Origin of the sequence: Streptomyces sp. NPDC048002 (assembly GCF_040653275.1) — a bacterium.
GTDB lineage: Bacteria > Actinomycetota > Actinomycetes > Streptomycetales > Streptomycetaceae > Streptomyces.
The window spans coordinates 11,648-30,936 of the sequence record NZ_JBEZNL010000002.1 but is presented as its reverse complement, the minus strand read 5'-3'; the positions used below and the strand labels follow the sequence as shown (position 1 = coordinate 30,936).

The window sequence follows — 19,289 nt, the reverse complement described above, 5'->3', positions numbered from 1 at the left end:
CCTCAGAGGCTCAACCGGAGCACTGGACCTTGTCGGCCGTCGACTTCTCCACATCCGGCGTCTCCGCCGAGGAGGCGTCGAGCTTCACTCCCGCTCCCTTGAAGTCCTTGCCCAGGATCAGTGTCATCGTCGGCAGACCCTGTGCGTTCGGCTCGCTCTCGCCGGGCTTCATCGCGGAACCGGACAGACCGAGGATCTCAGCCAGCCGACGCGCCTGATCTGCCTGGTCAGGAGCGTACTCCAGGGTGGTCCTGGCCTGTTCGGCGTCCGCGTTGCCGCCGTTCTCGGACTTGGCCACGCCGGCCTCGGTCTGGAGCCAGGTCAGCTCGGCCTGCGCGCTGCCGGAGGGCGCGCCGCCGTTGAGGATCCGCACGCGCACCTCGGAGGCGTCGGACCTGGTGCCCTTCAGGCGGGCCGCGACGGCCGCCTTCTCCTTCTTCTTCTGCGCCTTCACCTCGGTGAACGACACATCGCTCTTGATCATGTCGAAGACCTGGGGTGCCGTCGCCTCGTTGACGACGACGGTCGCCTTGACCACCTCGGCCGGGTTGTCCTTGACCGGCACGGTGGTGAAGGTGATGTTCTTCGGCGGCACCTTCTTCAGTTCCAGGGCGATGTCCTTGAGCGTGCCCACCTTGCCTATGGCCTTGTCGACGGTGAGCGCCTCGGTGGCCGCCTCGGCCAGCTTCAGCAGCTTGGTCGGGCTGGTGAGGGTGTCGCTGGAGGACATCTTGCGCATCAGTGAGCCCAGGAACTGCTGCTGGGCCTTGATGCGGTCCAGGTCGCCGCTGTTGCCGAAGCTCTTGCGGGTCCGCAGGAAGGCGAGCGCCTCCTCGCCCTCCACCGTCGACTCGCCCGCGGGCAGCTTGAGGTGGGAGTCGTCGTCGTCGACGGCGCGCTCCAGGCACACCTCGACCCCGTCCACGGCCGTCGTCAGCGTCTTCACGGCGTTGAAGTCGGCCATCATGAAGTGGTCGACCTGGATGCCGCTGAACTCCTTGACGGTCTGCATGGTGCAGCCGGGGTCGCGGCCGCTCTCCCCGAGACTGCGGTTGAAACGGACGCCCTGGAGCCCGGGGACCGTGTCCTTGGAGCCGTCCTCCAGCGTGGTCTCGCACTCCGGGATGTCGACGATCAGGTCCCGCGGGATGCTGAGCGCGGTCGCGTTCGACCGGTCCTCGGCGACGTGCAGCAGGATGGTGGTGTCGGCGTGGCCGGAGCTGCCCTTGTCGCCGTAGCCCTCGTTGCCCTCACCGGTGCGCTTGTCGGTACCGATGATCAGGATGTTGAAGGCCTCGTCCTTCTTGAAGCTGCTCGCCCCCGCGGAGCCCACGTCGATGGTGTCGACGTTGCCCTCCAGGTGCTTGAGGTAGAGGTAGCCGCCGGCTCCGGCGGCCACCAGCACGAAGGCCATCGTGCCGCCGGTCCACAGCAGCACCTTCTTCGTCCGGGACCTGCCCGGCCCGCGCCGGCCCGGCGGCTCCTCGGGGGCCGAACGGCGTCTGCGCTGCGGGGGTACCTGGCGGCCGGGGGCCGCGGGCGGGGCGGTGCCCGCGCCCGGATCCGGAACCGCGCGTCTGCGCGGGCCGGGGACGGGCCTCTGCGGCGCATACGGTGACTGCGGTGCGGAATTGCTCAGTCGCAGTTCGTATTCGCCGGTTTCCGGATTGAGCACCCATTGGTCTGCGGGGTCGATGTTCTCCGACCGCCCACGGCCTGCGTCCACGGTTGTCCGAATCCTCCGTCGGGAAGGCGACGCGCGGGACTTGCCGCGCGGCCCGATGCACCGGATCGCTCACACTATCCGCACACTTCGGCGTCAAGGGGCCGTCGGTGAGATTTTCCACGGGAGGGCAACCAAAAGGCATGTCCCTACAAGCGGTCAATTCGCTCCATTTCCCTGAACTGACCGCTCACGTCGGGTCACTTGGCGCACTGCACCTCATCGGCGGTGGACTTCTCCACACCCTCCGGGGTCGTCCCGGACGAGGAGGCGTTGAGCTTCACTCCCGCTTCCTTGAAGTCCTTGCCCAGGATCAGCGTCATGGTGGGCAGGCCCTGGGAGTTGGTGACGCTCTCGCCGGGCTTCATCGCCGAACCGGACAGCCCCATGATGGCGGCCAACCGCCGTGCCTGGTCGGCCTGTTCGGGCGCGTACTCCAGGGTGGTCTTGGCCTGTTCGGCGTCCGCGTTGCCGCCGTTCTCGGACTTGGTGACGCCGGCCTCGGTCTGGAGCCAGGTCAGCTCGGTCTGCGCGCTGCCGGAGGGCGCGCCGCCGTTGAGGATCCGCACGCGTACCTCGGAGGCGTCGGACTTGGTGCCCTTCAGGCGGGCCGCGACGGCCGCCTTCTCCTTCTTCTTCTGGGCCTTGACCGCGGTGAACGACACATCGTTCTTGATCATGTCGAAGACCTCGGGGGCGGTCGTCTCATTGACCACGACCGTCGACTTCACCGTCTCGGCCGGGTTGTCGATGACCGGCACGGTGGTGAACGTCAGGTTCTTGGTGTTGAGCTTGCCCATCTCCAGCCCCAGGTCCTTCAGTTTCCCGATGGAGTCGAGGTTGGAGTCGACGGTGAGCGCCTCGGTGGCCGCCTCCGCCAGCTTCACCATCTTGGTCGGGCTGGTGAGGGTGTCGTTGGACTTCAGCTTGCGCATCAGCGAGCTGAGGAACTGCTGCTGGAGCCCGATCCGGCTGAGGTCGCCGCCGAAGCCGACGGAGTGCCGGGTGCGCACGAAGGCCAGCGCCTCCTCGCCCTCGATGGTGTGGGTGCCCTTGGACAGCTTCAGATGCGAGTCCGGGTCGTCGATGTCCTTGTCCAGGCACACCTCGACCCCGCCGACCGCGCTGCTCAGTGTCTTGACCGCGTTGAAGTCGGCGACCACGAAGTTGTCCGGGGTGATCCCGGTCAGTTCGGTGACGGTCCGCATGGTGCAGCTGGGGGTACGGCCGCCCTGGCCGAGGCTGGTGTTGAAGCGGACCCCGGCGGAACCGGCGATGACCTCCTTGGTGCCGTCCTCCTGCGTGGTCTCGCAGTCCGGGACGTCGACGATGAGGTCGCGCGGGATGCTGAGCGCGGTGGCGTTCGACCGGTCCTTGGAGACGTGCAGCAGGATCGTGGTGTCCGCGTGCCCCACACTGCCGCTGTCGCCGTAGTTCTCGTTGCCCGCGCCGGTGCGCTTGTCGGTGCCGATGACCAGGATGTTGATGGCCTGGTCCGTCTTGAAGCCACCGGTGCTCGCGCCGTCGTCGGAGACGCTGTCGATGTTGTCGTTGAGGTGCTCCAGGTACAGGTACCCGGCCCCGGCCCCGGCGACGAGCAGGAAGGCCATGGACCCACCCGTCCACAGCAGGAACTTCTTGACCCCGGAACCCTTTTTCGCGGGCCGCCGCGAACGGCGTCCGGGCGGCGGCTCCTCGGGCGCGCCGCGCCGCCTGCGCGGCGGCGGGACATCACGCGCCGGACGCGGCTCGCGCACGGGGGCGGAGGTCCGGGAGGCGGTTCTGCGGGGAGTCGGTACGGGTGACTGCGGTGCGGAATTACTCAGTCGCAGTTCGTATTCACCGGTGTTCGGATTGAGCACCCACTGGTCTGCGGGGTCGATGTTCTCCGCCCGCCCACGGCTTTGCGCGTCCACGGTTGTACGAATCCTCCGTCGGGGCCACGCGGCGCCTTCCCCCTTCAGGCGCTCGGGTCACGGTCAGACAGTGCGCGACCTGGTGGCCGGTGCACCGAGGCGCTCACCCTAGCCGCCCTCTTCGACCTGGAACGACGTCGGTGAGAAATTCCACGCCCCTACAACCGGTCAATACGGAGCATTTCCCTGAACAAAGGTTCGCCACCTTGGTGAGCGCTTTACCCACAGCTGTCCTGGGCGGCGGTGTTGCCACTGAAAGTGGGGGCGGGGGACGAGGTGTCGGGGGAGGAGTCCGTCTTCTCGCCACTCGCCTGCGCGCGGGCCTTTTGACTGACTTCGACGGGCGTGTCGGTCCGCAGGCGCTCGAACAGTCGTTCTGCCTCGGGTTCGACGAGCTGGTCGCGGTTGGCGTTGTAGACGTACGACTCCCGCGGCACGGTCAGAAATTGCACACGTTCGGTGGGGATGTCGCGCACCCCTCGGACGAGTTCGTACAAACCGCGCAAACTGGCCAGTCCGGGGTCGGTGGTCAGTGACGAGGTCGCCGCATCGAGCACGGGGTAAAGGCGTACCGGGTTCAGCAGGACGTCATTGCTCTTCACCTTGTTGACGAGGGCGCCGAGGAACCGCTGCTGGCGGTCCATCCGGTCGGTGTCACTTCCGTTCCCGAGGGTCTTGCGGGCGCGGACGTACCCGAGCGCCTGCTCCCCGTTGAGCTCGACGCGCCCGGCGGGCAGCCGGAGCTTGGCGTCCTTGTCGTTGATGGGCTTCTTCAGGCACACCTCGACCCCGCCCACCGCGTCGACCATCTCCTTGAACCCCTGGAAGTCGACGACCATGTGGTGGTCGATCCGCACACCGGTGAGCTTCTCGACGGTACGGATGCTGCACGCCGAACCGCCCATCTCGAAGGCGTAGTTGAACATCGCGAACATCGGCTCGGTACGGCCCCCGTCGGGCCGCCGGCACGAGGGGATGTCCACCATCAGGTCCCGGGGCAGGGAGACGGCGGTGGCGCTGCGCCGCCCGGCCGACAGATGGAGCAGGATCGTGGTGTCGGACCGCTCGGTCCCGGAGTCCCGGCCGTAGCGCCGGTTGCCCTCGCCGGCCCGGGAGTCGGAACCGATGAGCAGGATGTTCTGCGCGTCCTTCACCAGGGAGGTCGGCCGCTCGCTCTCGTACCGGGCCAGTTCCGCCGCCGCCGCGCTGTCCGGCGTGATGTTCCCGTCGAGCTTCACATAGACGGCCCACCCCGCCCCGAGAGCCGCCAGCACCAGCACACCCGCCCCGATCCCGACCCCCCGGACCCAGCGCCGTCGCCGCCGGCGTATGAGCCCCACACCACTGGCGCGGGCCCCTGCTCTCTCGCTCACGACTAGGTCCACCCCTTCCCTGGTCTCCCTCACGACCATGCCGCGAAAGCCCCGGGGAAGCGGGATGCAACTAGGCCGAACGAGTTACGCCTTCCAGCCCGTCCGGCGTGGTCTTTCAGCCTGTCCGGCGTTTGAGGACAAGGCCCTTTCGGGGCCGAAGGGGGGTCCGGGGGCGGCAGCCCCCGGGGGCGGGACGGGAAGGGGCGGCGGGGGCGAAACAAACCCGGCGCCCGCCACACCGCCCCGCTCCCCAAAGGATCGGCGAACCGCCGAACCTCACCGCACCACGGCAGTGACCCGCTCACTCTCGATCCGCCGGGCGAGCGCCTCCTCGCCCACCTCCCCGAGGTTCCGGCACAACACCACGGACCCCCCGGTGGCCAGCGCCCCGTACAACCCCGCGCTCAGCCCCTCCCACGTCTCGAACCCGTCCCCGGACAGAATCCGGGACCCGGGCCCGGTCAGCCCGAGCCCCTCGGCATCGCGTCGAGCCCGCTCGACCACCTCCGCCCCCGTGAACTCCCGCCCGGCGACGATCAGCGCGGCCTCCTCGGGATCCACCGGCGAGAACGGTACGAACCGGTCCCCCTGCCCCGGCACCTCCACCGCGTAGTCCACGAACCCCTCGGGCACCTGGGGGAACCGCCCGCCCAGCGGCCGCAGCGCGAGCGCCACCCGCTCTCCGCCGCAGGCCCGCGCCGCGTCCAGCGCGTCCGGACCGCTCACCACGACATCCGCGGCCGCCGCGTCCCCGGCCATGTCGGCCACGGTTCCGACGGACGAACAGGCCAGCAGCCACACGGCCGTCTGCCAGTGCGCGGGCAGCAGCAGGGCGACCCGGTCCCCGGGCCCGGCGCCGAGATCGCCCTGGAGCAGGTTCGCGGTCTTGGCCACCCAATTGGCGAAGGTGGCCACGGACAATTCGACCCGCTCGCCGGTCGCGTCGTCGTAGAAGGTCACAAGGGGGCGCCCGGGATCCGCGGCGAGCGCGGAACGCAGCAGGTCGGCAGGGGTGCGATCGGTGGCATTCACCCGAGTCAGCGTACGCGCGCCCCGCGCCGCACAGGTCCCGCGCCCGCCACCGTTCGGCCGAACACGGTCCGACAGACCGTCAATTCACCGATAGAAAGATATGTATGACTATGCCCAACATAGGTGGCATGCGTGGATTCCTTGCCTCCTCGATCGGTGTCACCTGCGCGGCCGCCCTGGCCCTTCCCCTGACCCCAACCGCGGTCGCGGCGTCGACGAGACCCGCCTCCACGGCGGAAGCGGCCACGATCCCCGGTGACAGACCGTCCCCCGGCCACACCGAGTCCCTCCCCCTCGAACCCCTCGGCTCCACCCGGGCGACCCCCTCCGCCCCCGGCGCCCCCGAGCAGGGCCTGTCCCGCCGGGACGTGCGGCGCTTCTCGATGGTCGGCGTCATCTGGGACGACCCCGACGTCGAACTCCACGGCCAGGTGCAGGTCCGCACCCGCGCGGCCGACACCGGCGAGTGGTCCGCCTGGCAGGACGTCGAGACCCACAACGCCGAACACGCGGCCGACCCGGACACCGCCGAACGCGCCTCCGGCCGGGTCCGCGGCGCCACCGCCCCCCTGTGGGTCGGCGACTCGGACGGAGTGGAGGTGCGGGTCCGCGCCGAGTCGACGGAGAAGACCGCCCCCGTGCTCCCCGAGGGCCTGCGTCTGGAACTCGTGGACCCGGGCGCCGAGGCGTCCACCGCCACCGCGACCCGTGCGGCCGCCCTCCCCGCGGACGCCCCCGGAACCAACGCCCTCACCTCCGGAACCAGCGCCCTCGCCCCCGGGACCGCCGCCCTCACCGCCGAGGCCGCGGCCGCCTCCGCCGCCAACGCCGAACTCGCCCCGCCGGGCGCGCTGGAGATCCCCGAGCTGAGCGCCGACGGGACCCGCGCGGAGCTGTTCGCGCTGCGCGGCGCGCAGCTGACGGAGGAACAGCGGGCGCAGCCGTACATCGGCCCCCGCCCGAAGATCGTCACCCGCAAGGGCTGGGGCGCCAACGAGTCGTGGCGGGAGAAGGCGTTCGTCTACACCAAGAAGGTGAAGGCGGCCTTCGTCCACCACACGGCGTCCGGCAACGGATACAAGTGCTCGCAGGCCCCCTCCGTCATTCGCGGTATCTACCGCTACCACGTGGTGAGCATGGGCTGGCGGGACATCGGCTACAACTTCGTCGTCGACAAGTGCGGAAACATCTACGAGGGCCGTGCCGGTGGCGTGGCGAAGGCCGTTCTCGGCGCACACACGCTCGGTTTCAACAGCGACAGCATGGGGATCGCCCTCCTCGGCAGCCACGCCACGGCCAAGCCCTCCGCCGCCTCGGTGACGGCCGTGGCCCGGCTCACGGCCTGGAAGCTCGGTCTCTTCGGCGCCAATCCCAAGGGAAAGACATACCTGAAGTCCGGGGGTGGCAATCTGTACGCAAAAGGCAAGAACGTACGACTCAATGTGATCTCCGGTCACCGTGACGGCTTCGCCACGGAGTGCCCGGGAGCGCAGCTCTACAAGAAGCTCGGCACCGCCCGTTCGAAGGCGGCCGGACTTCAGGGCCGCTGACCCCGGGAACCGCCGGACGAACACAGGTACCGCCATCGGGGGGGAAGGCGGATCAATGACGAACTCCGCACTGCCGTCGACGGCACCAGACACGGTCCGCACACCACGGTCTGCATACACTGACCGGCCGAAAGACAGTTCGGCCGGTCCCGGCAGGAAGCGGAGACAACAGGTGACAGAAGCGATCCTCCTGGTCGGCGGCAAGGGCACACGGCTGCGTCCGCTCACGGTGTACACGCCCAAGCCCATGGTCCGGGCGGCAGGCGTCCCCTTCCTCACCCACCAGCTCGCGAGAGCCAGAGCGGCGGGCGTCGACCACATCATCCTGGCCACCTCGTACCTGGCCGACGTCTTCGAGCCGTACTTCGGCGACGGATCGTCGCTCGGGCTGCACATCGAGTACGTCACCGAGGAGGAGCCCCTCGGCACGGGCGGGGCGATACGCAACGTCGCCTCGCGTCTCCACTCCGCCCCCGACGACCCCGTACTGATCTTCAACGGCGACATCCTGACCGGCCTGGACATCCGGGCCCTGGTCGACACCCACCAGCGCACCGCGGCCGATGTCTCCCTGCACCTGACCAAGGTGACGGACCCCCGGGCCTACGGCCTGGTCCCCACGGACGAGACGGGCCGGGTGACGGCCTTCCTGGAGAAGCCGCAGACGCCCGAGGAGATCGTCACCGACCAGATCAACGCCGGCGCCTACGTCTTCCGGCGCTCGGTCATCGACGCGATCCCCAGCGGCCGCCCGGTGTCGGTCGAACGCGAGACCTTCCCCGACCTCCTCTCGGCCGGCGCCCATCTCCAGGGCATGGTCGACTCCACGTACTGGCTGGACCTGGGCACGCCCGCGGCCTTCGTGCGCGGTTCCGCCGACCTGGTCCTCGGCAGGGCCCCGTCCCCGGCGGTGCCCGGCCGCTGCGGCGACCGTCTGATCCTCCCGACGGCCCGGGTCGCCCCGGACGCGAAGCTCGCGGGCGGCACCGTGGTGGGCGAGGGGGCGTTCGTGGCGGAGGGTGCCCGTGTCTTCGGCAGCACGATCCTGCCCGGCGCGGTGATAGAGCCCGGCGCGGTCATCACCGACTCCCTGATCGGCACCCGGGCCCGCGTCGGCGAACGCTCCGTCCTCACCGGCACGGTCATAGGCGACGGCGCGGTGGTGGGCCCCGACAACGAGCTGACGATCGGCGCCAGAGTCTGGTGCGACGCCCAGATCCCCCCAGCCTCCCTCCGCTTCTCCCCGGACCGGTAGCCGACCCGCAAGACGCCGTCGCCCGCACCGACGGCGTGGTCCTTCAGCCCGTCCGGCGTGGTCCTTCAGCCCGTCCGGCGTTTGAGGACAAGGCCCTTTCGGGGCCGGAAGGGGGGTCCGGGGGCACAGCCCCCGGGGACGGGACGGGACGGGACGGGGCGGCGGGGGCGAGAACCCTCGGCGGAGGCCCCGCTCACAACCGCCCGATATCCCCCCGAGGCATCCGCGGCGCCCGCCGCCCCGGCACCCGCCCACTCAACAGAATCAACCGAGCGGCCCGATGCCGCTGCCCCGCATAAGGCTCCAGCAACGACAACATCACGGAGTCGTCCGCATCCCGGTCCCCGGCCAACGCGAACCCCACGATCCCCGGCAGATGCAGATCCCCGGTCGTCACCGCGTCCGCCGCCCCATGACTGCGCTGCACCACCTCCGCCGAAGTCCACGGCCCCACCCCCGGCACGACCTCCAACCGCGCCCGCGCCGCCTCCGGCACCAGCCCCACCGCCTCCTCCATCCGCGAAGCGACCCGCACGGCCCGCAGAATCGTCGACGCCCGCTTGTTGTCGACCCCCGCCCGATGCCACTCCCACGACGGGATCAGCGCCCACGTCCGCGGCTCCGGCATCACGGACATCCGCTCGGGCGCGGGCCCGGGAGCGGGCTCCCCGAACTTCCGCACCAGCGCCCGCCACGCCCGGTACGCCTCGTCGGTGGTGACCTTCTGCTCCAGGATCGAGGGGATCAGCGACTCCAGCACCAGCCCGGTGCGGGTCAGCCGCAGCCCCGGCCGCCGGTGCCGGGCGAGAGCGACCACCCGGTGCCGCGGCACGAACGCCTCCGGATCGTCCTCGGCCCCCAGCAGCCGGGGCACCCCGTCCAGCAGCCACTGGGCCCCCGGCCCCCACGCCTCGGCGTGCACGGTCGTGCCCCGCAGGGCGACGCGCAGCGTGCCGGGCCCCGCCGGCGTCCGGCTGACCCGCCACACGGAGCCGTCCGGCGTCGCGCGGAACGTCGGATCCCCGGGCCCGCGCCGCAACGGCCCGAGCACCAGCCCCAGATCCAGCGGCCCCTCGGGCACCCAGGTCCGCGCCCGCCCGGCCACCGCGGCCTGCCGCGGCACCCCGGCGGGCACACCGACATGCCCACCGCGCACGGTCGTACGGGTGGGCCGAGGGGGGAAGCGTCCAGCCACGAATGAGGTCCCGGGGGTGAGGGGGTCGGCCCTACGAGGTTAGGCCGAGGCCGCCGTACGTCAGCGCACCTCGATGAAGTCCCCGGCGTCCCGCTCCGGGCGGGGCCGCGGCTCCTCCGCGGGATGCCCCACGGCCACCGCGCCCATCGGATCCCAGTCCCCGGGCAGCCCCAGCACCTCGCGCACGACGTCCCGGCAGAACATCGTCGAGGAGACCCAGGCCGAGCCCAGCCGTTCACCGGCCAGCGCCACCAGGAAGTTCTGCACCCCGGCGCCGGCCGCCACCACGAACATCTCCCGCTCGGCCGCGTCCCGCCGGGCGTGGTCGTAGGTGTGCGAGCCGTCCATGACGAGGCACGGCACCACCAGGTAGGGCGCGTTGCGCAGGACGTCCCCGCGCCGCACCCGCTTGGCGATCGACTCCTCGCTCTTGCCGTCCCGCCGCAGGTCCGCGATCCACGCGTCCCGCATCGCGTCCAGCAGCCGGACCCGGGACTCCGCCGACTCCAGCAGGACGAACCGCCAGGGCGTGGTGTGGTGCGGCGCGGGCGCGGTGACGGCCGCGGCGACCGCCCGCCGCACCGCACCGGGGTCGACGGGCTCACCGGTGAAGGCCCGGACCGTACGGCGCTGGGTCACCGCCAGCCGTACCGCCTCCGAGGTACCGAGCCGGAACATGTCGTCGTGGCCGCCGCGCACCATGGCCCGCGCCCCCGTGCCGTGCCCGTCGCCGTCCCCGGTCACCACGTGCGGCAGTCCGCGCACCACGGCGACGGGCAGCCCGGCGGCCTTGCCCTTGACGAGGTCGCCCGCTGCGGCCAGTTCGTCGGCGGTCGCCACGACGGTCGCGCTGAGCGGATTGCCGTACCCGTCGGTGCCCCCGCGCAGATCGTCGAGGACGCGCACCCCGGCGGCGCCGATCGCCACGTCCGTGAGCCCCGAGCGCCAGGGACGTCCGAAGGTGTCGGTGACGATCACCCCGACCTCGACGCCGAGGGCGTCGCGCAGCCCCTCCCGGACCGCCCGCGCGGACGCGTCCGGGTCCTCGGGCAGCAACAGGACCGTCCCGGCCGGGGTGTTGGAGGCGTCGACGCCGGCCGCGGCCATGACCAGGCCCTGCCGGTTCTCCACGATCCGCAGCGTGCCGCGCCGGGCCACGACCCGGACGGTCTCGGCGTCGATCGCGGCCTCCCGGTCGACGGCCTCGACGATCCGGCCCTCGGCCTTGGAGACGATCTTGGAGGTGACGAGCAGCACGTCACCGTCGGCCAGCGCGGGCTCGGCCGCCGCGATCAGCTTGGCGAGGTCGTCGCCCGCCGCGACCTCGGGGATCCCGGGCACGGCCCAGACGCGGTACCCGCCGGAGGACGCCTCGCTCACGCTCCCCGCACCTCCTCGGCCAGGTCCAGCGCCTCCCGGGCCATCCGCGCGGTCGCGTCGAGGTCGGTCATCATCAGCGGCACGGCCCGGCAGCGGATGCCGGCCGCCTCGATCCGCTCCACGGAAGCCGCGTCCACGGTGTCGACGAGCCAGCCGTCGAGCAGCCCCGAGCCGTAGTGCTCGGCGACCGCCGCGGCCGTCGACTCCACGCCGACCGCCGCGAGCACCTTGTCGGCCATCCCGCGCACGGGCGCGTCCCCGACGATGGGGGAGAGGCCGACCACCGGCACGCCCGCCTCCGCGATCGCCTCGCGGACGCCGGGCACGGCGAGGATCGTCCCGACGGAGACGACGGGGTTGGACGGCGGGAACAGCACGACGTCGGCCTCGGCGATCGCCTCCAGCACGCCCGGCGCCGGCTTGGCCTGCTCGGCGCCCACCGGCACCACGGCCTCGGCGGGGACGGAGGCCCGCAGCCGCACCCAGTACTCCTGGAAGTGGATGGCCCTGCGCTCGCCGTCGATCTCGACGGCGACATGGGTCTCGACCCGGTCGTCGGTCATCGGGATGAGCCGCACCCCGGGCTTCCAGCGGTCGCACAGCGCCTCGGTCACCGCGCTCAGCGGGAACCCGGCACCGATCATCTGGGTCCGCACGATGTGCGTGGCGAAGTCCCGGTCGCCGAGCCCGAACCACTCCGGGCCCACGCCGTAGGCCGCGAGCTCCTCCTTGAGGTGGAAGGTCTCCTCGGCCCGCCCCCAGCCCTGCTCCTCGTTGATGCCGCCGCCGAGGGTGTACATCACCGTGTCGAGGTCGGGGCAGACCTTCAGCCCGAAGAGGTGAATGTCGTCGCCGGTGTTGCCGATGACGGTGATGTCCGCGTCCGGCGCGGCCTGCTTCAGACCACGCAGGAACCGGGCACCGCCGATGCCGCCTGCCAGAACCACAATGCGCATGGGAGCAAGCATGGCAGGCGGGTCCGACAGCGCGACGGGCGGTCAGGGGACCCGGACGGCCTCCGCGGCGCACCGGCTGTGCATCGGCATCTCGGTCAGGCCGGGGAAGTAGACGTGCAGGCTGACCGCGGGCTCCAGCGCGTCATTGATCACCTCGTGCGCGTACCCCGGTGCGAACACCCGCTGCGATCCCGGAGCGAGGGTGCGCGTGCCGCGGTCGGTGCGCTCGGTGAGGGTGCCCTCCAGGACGGTCAGGACACCGGAGGAGGGGCCGTGGTCGTGCAGTCCGCTGCCCTGTCCGGGCACCCAGGACAGCAGCCAGACCTCGTAGCCGGGGCCGGTGCGCAGCCGGTGGTACCAGCGGGTGGTGGCGTCGTAGCGGACGAGGTGCTCCCACTGGGAGCGGTCGGCGGCGACGGAGCGGGCCAGGCCGGCGAACTCGGCGACGGTGGCCGGGTGCTCGCGCGGAGCCTGGAGGAGGTGCGGGACTTCGAGGATGTCGCCGGCGATCTGGAGGTCGCTGTCGCTGTTCATGGGTGCGGTGGTTCCTCGGCGGAGAGTGGGGGGTGGCTGGGTGTCACGGACCGTCTGCCCGGATCACGGGCGACAGGGGTGCCCGGGTCCGGGCGTGGGGAACAAGCAGCCGAGTCACGGTGGACTCAGGGCGGCCGGAGCGCGATGGGCTCAACAGCCGGGACAGCAACAACAGCTACGGCGAACGTGGGCAGCACCGGTGGACCCGGCGGTGCGGGTCGAGGTGAGTGCCAAGTTCGCGAGCATGCCCACAAGGACAGCGGCTCACACCTTCACTGTCAACTCGACGCCCGGTATGTGGGACATGTTTCACCTCATCCGGTTCATCTGGCTGGCGAAAGGTTTGTTCATGGGGTGGCCGGGACACATGGCGCACAACCGGGTGCGCGAACCCCGCTGTCGTCCCGTGATCCGACTGTGATCCGGTTCGCTTCGTCGCGCGTGTCGGAACGAGATCGAACGCCTGGGCGTCCTTCTCCGTACTAGGTCTGTACGGCCCGGAGCCCTCGTGGGTTCTGTCTGCATGTCAAGGTTTATGCCGATTTGAACACTTTCCGCTAGGCCTTGGTTCCGCAGAGTGAATAAGGGACCCAATAGCAGATCTCGGCTTGACTCGCCCGGAGCAGCACACTTGTAATTTCACTCGTGTCGTTCAGCCGACTTCGGTAACGGCTACATCACGGGGACGCGAAAGACAGACGAGGGGCGCAGCATGACCGAGCTGGTGCAGCAACTGCTGGTCGACGACGCGGACGAGGAACTCGGCTGGCAGGAGCGCGCGCTGTGCGCCCAGACCGACCCCGAGTCCTTTTTCCCCGAGAAGGGCGGCTCCACCCGCGAGGCCAAGAAGGTCTGCCTCGCCTGCGAGGTCCGCTCCGAATGCCTTGAGTACGCCCTCGCCAACGACGAACGCTTCGGCATCTGGGGCGGCCTGTCCGAACGGGAACGCCGCAGGCTGAAGAAGGCCGCCGTCTGACCGGACGGCACGGGCGAACGGCACACAGGGACGTGATCAGCGGCCCGTCGCAGGTGGGTTGTCCACAGGCGGCGGGCCGCCGTCATGCCCAGCCGATAGTGTGGGCGCTCGTCCGAGACGCCCCGCTGCCCTCCTGGGGCACAGGCGTCCACCACAGTCCACCGAACCGGGGCCCGTACCTCGATGTCCGTGCACAGCCACTCGGCAGCCCATCAAGACGCCGCTGCCACGCCAGAGTTCCCGCGTCACGTGGTGACCGCGGTCCTCGTCACCCACGACGGTGCCCGCTGGCTCCCCGACGCGCTCGCCGGGCTGCTCGGCCAGGACCGCCCGGTGCAGTCCGTGGTGGCCGCCGACACCGGCAGCGCGGACGACTCCGCCCAGCTGGTCACCGAGGCCCTCGGCGCCGACAGCGTGCTGCACCTCGCCCGGCGCACCGGCTTCGGCCAGGCCGTCGAGGAGGCGGCCCGCACCGCGCCGGTCCTCACCCCCGACGACCTGCCGTACCTGAAGCGGCCGAGCGGCTGGGACCCGGTCACCCGCTCCTGGCGCGACGACGCCTACGACATGCCGGAGCTGCCGCACGGCGAGCCCGTGCAGTGGCTGTGGCTGCTGCACGACGACAGCGCGCCCGAACCCGACGCCCTCGCCCAGCTGCTGCGCGTCGTGGAGAACGAACTCGAACTGGGCCGCGACGACGTCGCCGTGGTCGGCCCCAAGCTGCGCGGCTGGTACGACCGCCGCCAGTTGCTGGAGGTCGGCGTCTCCATCGCCCACTCCGGCCGCCGTTGGACCGGCATCGACCGCCGCGAGCAGGACCAGGGCCAGCACGACCACGTACGGTCCGTGCTGTCGGTGTCCACCGCGGGCATGCTGATCCGGCGCGACGTCTTCGAGCAGCTCGGCGGCTTCGACCGGCGGCTGCCCCTGATGCGTGACGACGTCGACCTGTGCTGGCGCGCCCAGTCGGCCGGCCACCGCGTCCTGATCGCCCCCGAGGCGGTCGTACGCCACGCCGAGGCGGCCTCCCGCGAGCGCCGCGCGGTCGACTGCGCGGGCCGCACCACGGCCTCCCCGCACAAGGTCGACAAGGCGGGCGCCGTCTACACCCTCCTCGTCAACAGCCGCTCGGCGGTGCTGCCCTGGGTGCTGCTGCGCCTGGTCGTCGGCACCCTGCTCAGAACCGTCGCCTACCTGGTGGGCAAGGTGCCCGGACAGGCCGTCGACGAGATCCGCGGTCTGCTCGGCGTGCTGCTGCGGCCCGAGCGGATCATCGCCGGACGGCGCGGCCGGGGCCGCCCGGTCGTCGACAAGGACGAACTGCGGCCCCTGTTCCCGCCGCCCGGCGCGACCGTCAGGGCCACCGTGGAACAGGCCGCGGGCAGCCTCTTCGGCAGCTCCGACGCGGAGGCGACCTCCGGTGCCGGACGGCACGGCGGCGGCATCGAGTCCGGACCCGGCGGCGACGACGCCGACTTCCTGGAGATCGAGCAGTTCGCCCGGCTCAAGCGCGTCGCACGCAAGCCCGGCCCGGTGCTCTTCCTCGCGCTGCTGCTCGTCTCCCTCGCCGCCTGCCGTGAACTGTTCGCCGCAGGCTCCCTCGCGGGCGGCTCCCTGCTGCCCGCGCCGGCCGACGCGGCGGACCTGTGGTCGCGCTACCTCGACTCCTGGCACCCGGTCGGCGCCGGCGGCACCGCGGCCGCGCCCCCGTACCTGGCGGTCGTGGCCGCGCTGGCCTCCCTGCTGTTCGGCTCGACCGGACTCGCGATGACCGTGCTGCTCGTCTGCTCGGTGCCGCTGGCCGGCCTCACCGCCTACTTCGCCTCCCGCCCGCTCGTCGAGTCCCGGCTGCTGCGCGCCTGGGCCGCGGTCGCCTACGCCTTCCTGCCCGCGACGACCGGCGCGCTGGCCGGCGGCCGGATCGGCACCGCCGTCCTCGCCGTCCTGCTGCCGCTCCTGGCGCGCGCGGGCGTCGCCGCGGCCGGCCTGGCGAACACCTCCCAGGCACGCGGCAGTTGGCGCGCCACCTGGGCGTACGCCCTGCTGCTGACCGTGACCACCGCGTTCACGCCGATCGTGTGGCCGATCGCGCTGGTGCTCGGCGTGGCCCTGCTGGCCGTCCGCCGCGGTGACCTGGCCGCCTACGGCGTGCGTTTCCTCGCCCAGTTCGGCACCCCGCTGCTGGTCCTCGCGCCCTGGTCGCTGACCCTGCTCCCGTTCGGCTTCTTCGAAGAGGCCGGCCTGGAGTACGGCTCGTCCGCGGCCTCCGCGCTCGACCTGCTCGGCGCGGTCCCCGGCGGCCCCGGCACGGTCAGCGGCCTGATGCTGATCGGCGTCGTGCTGGCCGCGCTGGCCGCGCTGCTGCGCGCGGAGCGTCAGTTCGGGATCTGGGCCGCCTGGGCGGTCGCCCTGGTCGGCCTGGTCTTCGCGGTCCTGTCCAACGGCTCCACCTGGGCCGGCCCGGCCACCCTCGTCTACGGCATCGCGCTGCTGGCGGCCGCCGTGCTCGGCGCAGACGGGGCACGCTCGCGTGTGGCGGAGCAGAGCTTCGGCTGGCGCCAGCCGGTCGCCGCGCTGATCGCCTTCGCGGCCGCGGCGGGCCCGCTGCTGCTCGCCGCCGGCTGGATGATCCGCGGTGCCGACGGGCCGCTGGAGCGCCGCGACCCGGTGCAGGTGCCCGCGTTCGTCGCCGAGGAGAGCGGCAGCCGCGACCAGGCCCGCACCCTCGTCCTCGACAGCGACTCCGCTTCCCATGTGAGCTACACCCTGGTCCGCGGCTCCGGCGCCCGCCTCGGCGACGCCGAACTCGCCGCCGCCGCGGGGGGGAACAGCGGACTGGACAAGGTCGTCGCCAACCTCGTCGCCGGCTCCGGCGCCGACCAGGCCGACCAGCTCGGCCAGTTCGCCGTGGCCTACGTCCTCGTCCACAAGGGCGCGCCCCGCGACGTCACCCGGGTGCTGGACGCCACGCCGGGCCTGAACCGGCTCAGCGAGCAGAACGGCAGCGCGCTGTGGCGGGTCGACCAGGAGGTCGCCCGCGCCACGATCGTCACCGACTCCGGCGAACCGCAGCCCATCGCCGCGGGCCCGGTGGAGATCCACACCGACCTTCCCGCGGGATCGGACGGCCGGACCCTGCGCCTGGCCGACACGGCCGACGAGGGCTGGACGGCCACCCTGGACGGCAAGCCGCTCACCCGCACCACCGTCGACGGCTGGGCCCAGGGCTTCGAACTCCCCGCCTCCGGCGGGCGGCTGGACGTCACCTTCGAGGACTCCTTCGGGCACACCGCCTGGCTGTGGACGCAGGGCTCGCTCGCCCTGGTCCTGGTCGTCCTCGCGCTGCCCGGCCGTCGCCGCGACATCGACGACGACCTCCCGGAGGAGCCGTCCCTCCCCGCCCAAGATGTCACCGGTGACGGCCGCCGCGCCCGCCGCCTGCGCGCCCAGGCCGAGGCGGAGGCCGAGGAGCGGGACGGGTCCGAGGAGTTCCCCGCCCCGGAGCGGCCGGACACCCCCGCTCCGATCCCGCAGCAGCAGTCCTACGGCGACTACGACGGCCCCAGCTACGCGGACGCCCCCGGGTACGGCGACTACGGCGACCAGTACCAGCAGGGCCAGGCCTACCCGGCGGGCGGCTACGACCAGAACTACCCGGCCGACCCGTACCAGGCCGGCCAGTACGACCCGTACGGGTACGGCGGTCCGGGGCAGCAGGGCGGGTACGACCGGACCACGTACGACGGGTCCTACCAGCAGGGCTACGACACCGGGTACGACCCGGCGCAGCAGCCGCACCAGCACGGGGCCGAGCGTCCGGACGGGAGCCAGCAGTGAACCGCACCACCCTCTCCCTGATCGCCGGCGCGACCGCGCTCGCCGCCGTCACCGGCTTCGCCTCGATGAGCGCCCCGGAGGCGTCCGGCGAGGACCGCGCCGAGGCGGCCGCGGTCCTGCCCGTGGAGCGCACGAGCCTGCTCTGCCCCTCGCCCAGCAGCTCCGACCTCGCCGAGACGACGTACACCTCGTTCACGCCCGTCACGAAGGGCACGGACGGCGAGGGCGAGGCCGAACTCCGCGCCGCGGGAGACGCGGAGGCCACGGAGGACGCGGACGCCCAGGACGCCCAGGACGCCGAGGACGCCGAGGACAAGGACAGCAAGAAGGACAAGCCCGTCCTGGCGCCGAAGGAACCCGGCAAGCCGGTGGCCGAGGACGTCTCCGGCGCCGACGCGCCCGCGCTCGTGGGCACCGCCGAGGGCAGGTTCGCACCCGGCTGGACCGTGCAGCAGACCACGGAGGTCGCGGCCGGTACCGGACGCGGCCTCCAGGGACTCAACTGCGCCGCGCCCGACACGGAGTTCTGGTTCCCCGGCGCCAGCACGGCACCGGACCGCACGGACTACGTGCACCTGACCAACCCGGACGACTCGGCGGCCGTCGTCGACATCAAGCTGTACAGCAAGGACGGCGCGCTGGAGACGACCATTCCGGACGGCATCACGGTCAAGCCGCACTCCACCGAGCCGGTCCTGCTCTCCACGCTCACCGCCGAGAAGCAGACCAACCTCACCGCGCACGTCACCGTCCGCAGCGGGCGGGTCGGAGCCGCGGTGCAGGCCCTGGACGACAAACTCGGCGGCGACTGGCTGACCGCCTCCACGGACCCCGCAGGCAGCCTGGTCCTGCCCGGCATCCCCGAGGACGCCACCGCGGTCCGTCTGATCGCCTTCACTCCCGACGGCTCCGACGCCGACCTGAAGGTCCAGCTGGCCTCCCCGACCGGCCTGATCACCCCGGCCGGCCACGAGACGCTGCACGTGAAGGAGGGCATGACGGCCGCGGTCGACCTCGGCGACGTGACCCGCGGCGAGGCCGGCTCGCTGGTCCTGACCCCCACCTCCCGGTCGGTTCCGGTGGTGGCCGCCCTGCGCGTGGTGCGCGGCAAGGGCGGGGCCCAGGAGACGGCGTTCATCCCGGCCACCCGGCCGGTCGGCACCCGCGCGAGCTCGGCGGAGAACACCGCCAAGGGCACCACCCTGTCCGTGACGGCCCCGACCGCCACGGCCCAGGTGAAGGTCACGGCCTCGGCGGGCACCGAGGGGGGCGAGGCGGCGACCAAGACGTTCACCGTCAAGAAGGGCACGACCCAGAAGATCGGCGTCCCGGTCCCGAGCGGACTGAAGGGCACCTACGCCCTGACCGTCGAGACGGTCTCGGGCGGCCCGGTGTACGCCTCCCGCACCCTGACGTCCGCCCAGGGCGACGTCCCCGCCTTCACCACCCAGACCCTCCCGGACGACCGGGGCATGGTGAAGGTGCCCGAGGCGGACGAGGACCTGTCGGTCCTTCAGGAGTAGCCGGGCCGGGGGCGCCCGCGGCCGTCGGGCCGTCGGCGC

Annotated in this window: 13 protein-coding genes; 5 read left to right on the top strand and 8 right to left on the bottom strand. The window is 72.0% G+C overall.

The genetic code is table 11. The features are described from left to right. Positions 1-10: 10 nt before the first annotated feature. The 4 genes from AB0E07_RS03140 to AB0E07_RS03125 all read right to left on the bottom strand — a co-directional run bounded on the left by AB0E07_RS03140 (position 11) and on the right by AB0E07_RS03125 (position 6,044). The gene (locus AB0E07_RS03140; RefSeq protein WP_362245834.1) at positions 11-1,726 is read right to left on the bottom strand and encodes an LCP family protein; all 1,716 of its coding nucleotides are present in this window, start codon (positions 1,724-1,726) and stop codon (positions 11-13) included. Positions 1,727-1,923: 197 nt separating this feature from the next. Further along, a complete protein-coding gene (locus tag AB0E07_RS03135) occupies positions 1,924-3,639 on the bottom strand; it encodes an LCP family protein (protein WP_362245832.1) in 1,716 nt (571 codons plus the stop codon). A 218-nt stretch (positions 3,640-3,857) separates the two neighbouring features. Next, entirely contained in the window at positions 3,858-5,012 is a 1,155-nt protein-coding gene (locus AB0E07_RS03130; protein WP_362245830.1) for an LCP family protein, read from the bottom strand. Positions 5,013-5,288: 276 nt separating this feature from the next. Beyond that, positions 5,289-6,044 carry a TIGR03089 family protein gene (locus AB0E07_RS03125; RefSeq protein ID WP_362245828.1) on the bottom strand — a complete coding sequence of 252 codons (756 nt, stop codon included), beginning with the start codon at positions 6,042-6,044 and terminating at the stop codon, positions 5,289-5,291. 128 nt (positions 6,045-6,172) lie between these two features. Between AB0E07_RS03125 and AB0E07_RS03120 the strand changes: the two genes are divergently transcribed. Next, the gene (locus AB0E07_RS03120; protein WP_362245826.1) at positions 6,173-7,594 is read left to right on the top strand and encodes a peptidoglycan recognition protein; all 1,422 of its coding nucleotides are present in this window, start codon (positions 6,173-6,175) and stop codon (positions 7,592-7,594) included. Between the two features lie 172 nt (positions 7,595-7,766). Beyond that, on the top strand, positions 7,767-8,849 hold the full coding sequence (locus AB0E07_RS03115) for an NDP-sugar synthase (protein ID WP_362245824.1): 1,083 nt from the start codon (positions 7,767-7,769) through the stop codon (positions 8,847-8,849). 193 nt (positions 8,850-9,042) lie between these two features. Here AB0E07_RS03115 and AB0E07_RS03110 read toward each other — a convergent pair whose 3' ends face one another. The 4 genes from AB0E07_RS03110 to AB0E07_RS03095 are packed head-to-tail and all read right to left on the bottom strand — an operon-like array spanning position 9,043 to position 12,914. Beyond that, positions 9,043-10,044, bottom strand: a complete 1,002-nt coding sequence (locus tag AB0E07_RS03110) for a DNA-3-methyladenine glycosylase 2 family protein (protein ID WP_362245822.1) — start codon at positions 10,042-10,044, stop codon at positions 9,043-9,045. Positions 10,045-10,104: 60 nt separating this feature from the next. Further along, the gene (locus AB0E07_RS03105; RefSeq protein WP_362245820.1) at positions 10,105-11,424 is read right to left on the bottom strand and encodes a coenzyme F420-0:L-glutamate ligase; all 1,320 of its coding nucleotides are present in this window, start codon (positions 11,422-11,424) and stop codon (positions 10,105-10,107) included. After that, a complete protein-coding gene (cofD, locus tag AB0E07_RS03100; RefSeq protein ID WP_362245818.1) occupies positions 11,421-12,380 on the bottom strand; it encodes a 2-phospho-L-lactate transferase in 960 nt (319 codons plus the stop codon). Before cofD ends, AB0E07_RS03105 begins: the two co-directional genes overlap by 4 nt. A gap of 42 nt (positions 12,381-12,422) precedes the next feature. Further along, entirely contained in the window at positions 12,423-12,914 is a 492-nt protein-coding gene (locus tag AB0E07_RS03095; RefSeq protein WP_362245815.1) for a cysteine dioxygenase family protein, read from the bottom strand. A gap of 712 nt (positions 12,915-13,626) precedes the next feature. Between AB0E07_RS03095 and AB0E07_RS03090 the strand changes: the two genes are divergently transcribed. The 3 genes from AB0E07_RS03090 (at position 13,627) to AB0E07_RS03080 (ending at position 19,250) form a co-directional block, all read left to right on the top strand. After that, on the top strand, positions 13,627-13,890 hold the full coding sequence (locus tag AB0E07_RS03090) for a WhiB family transcriptional regulator (protein ID WP_003975777.1): 264 nt from the start codon (positions 13,627-13,629) through the stop codon (positions 13,888-13,890). Positions 13,891-14,073: 183 nt separating this feature from the next. Continuing rightward, complete coding sequence (locus AB0E07_RS03085; RefSeq protein ID WP_362245813.1) at positions 14,074-17,727, top strand: glycosyltransferase; 3,654 nt, start codon at positions 14,074-14,076, stop codon at positions 17,725-17,727. Continuing rightward, entirely contained in the window at positions 17,724-19,250 is a 1,527-nt protein-coding gene (locus tag AB0E07_RS03080) for a DUF5719 family protein (protein ID WP_362245811.1), read from the top strand. The genes AB0E07_RS03085 and AB0E07_RS03080 overlap by 4 nt, the downstream gene beginning before the upstream one ends. The last annotated feature ends 39 nt before the right edge of the window (positions 19,251-19,289 follow it).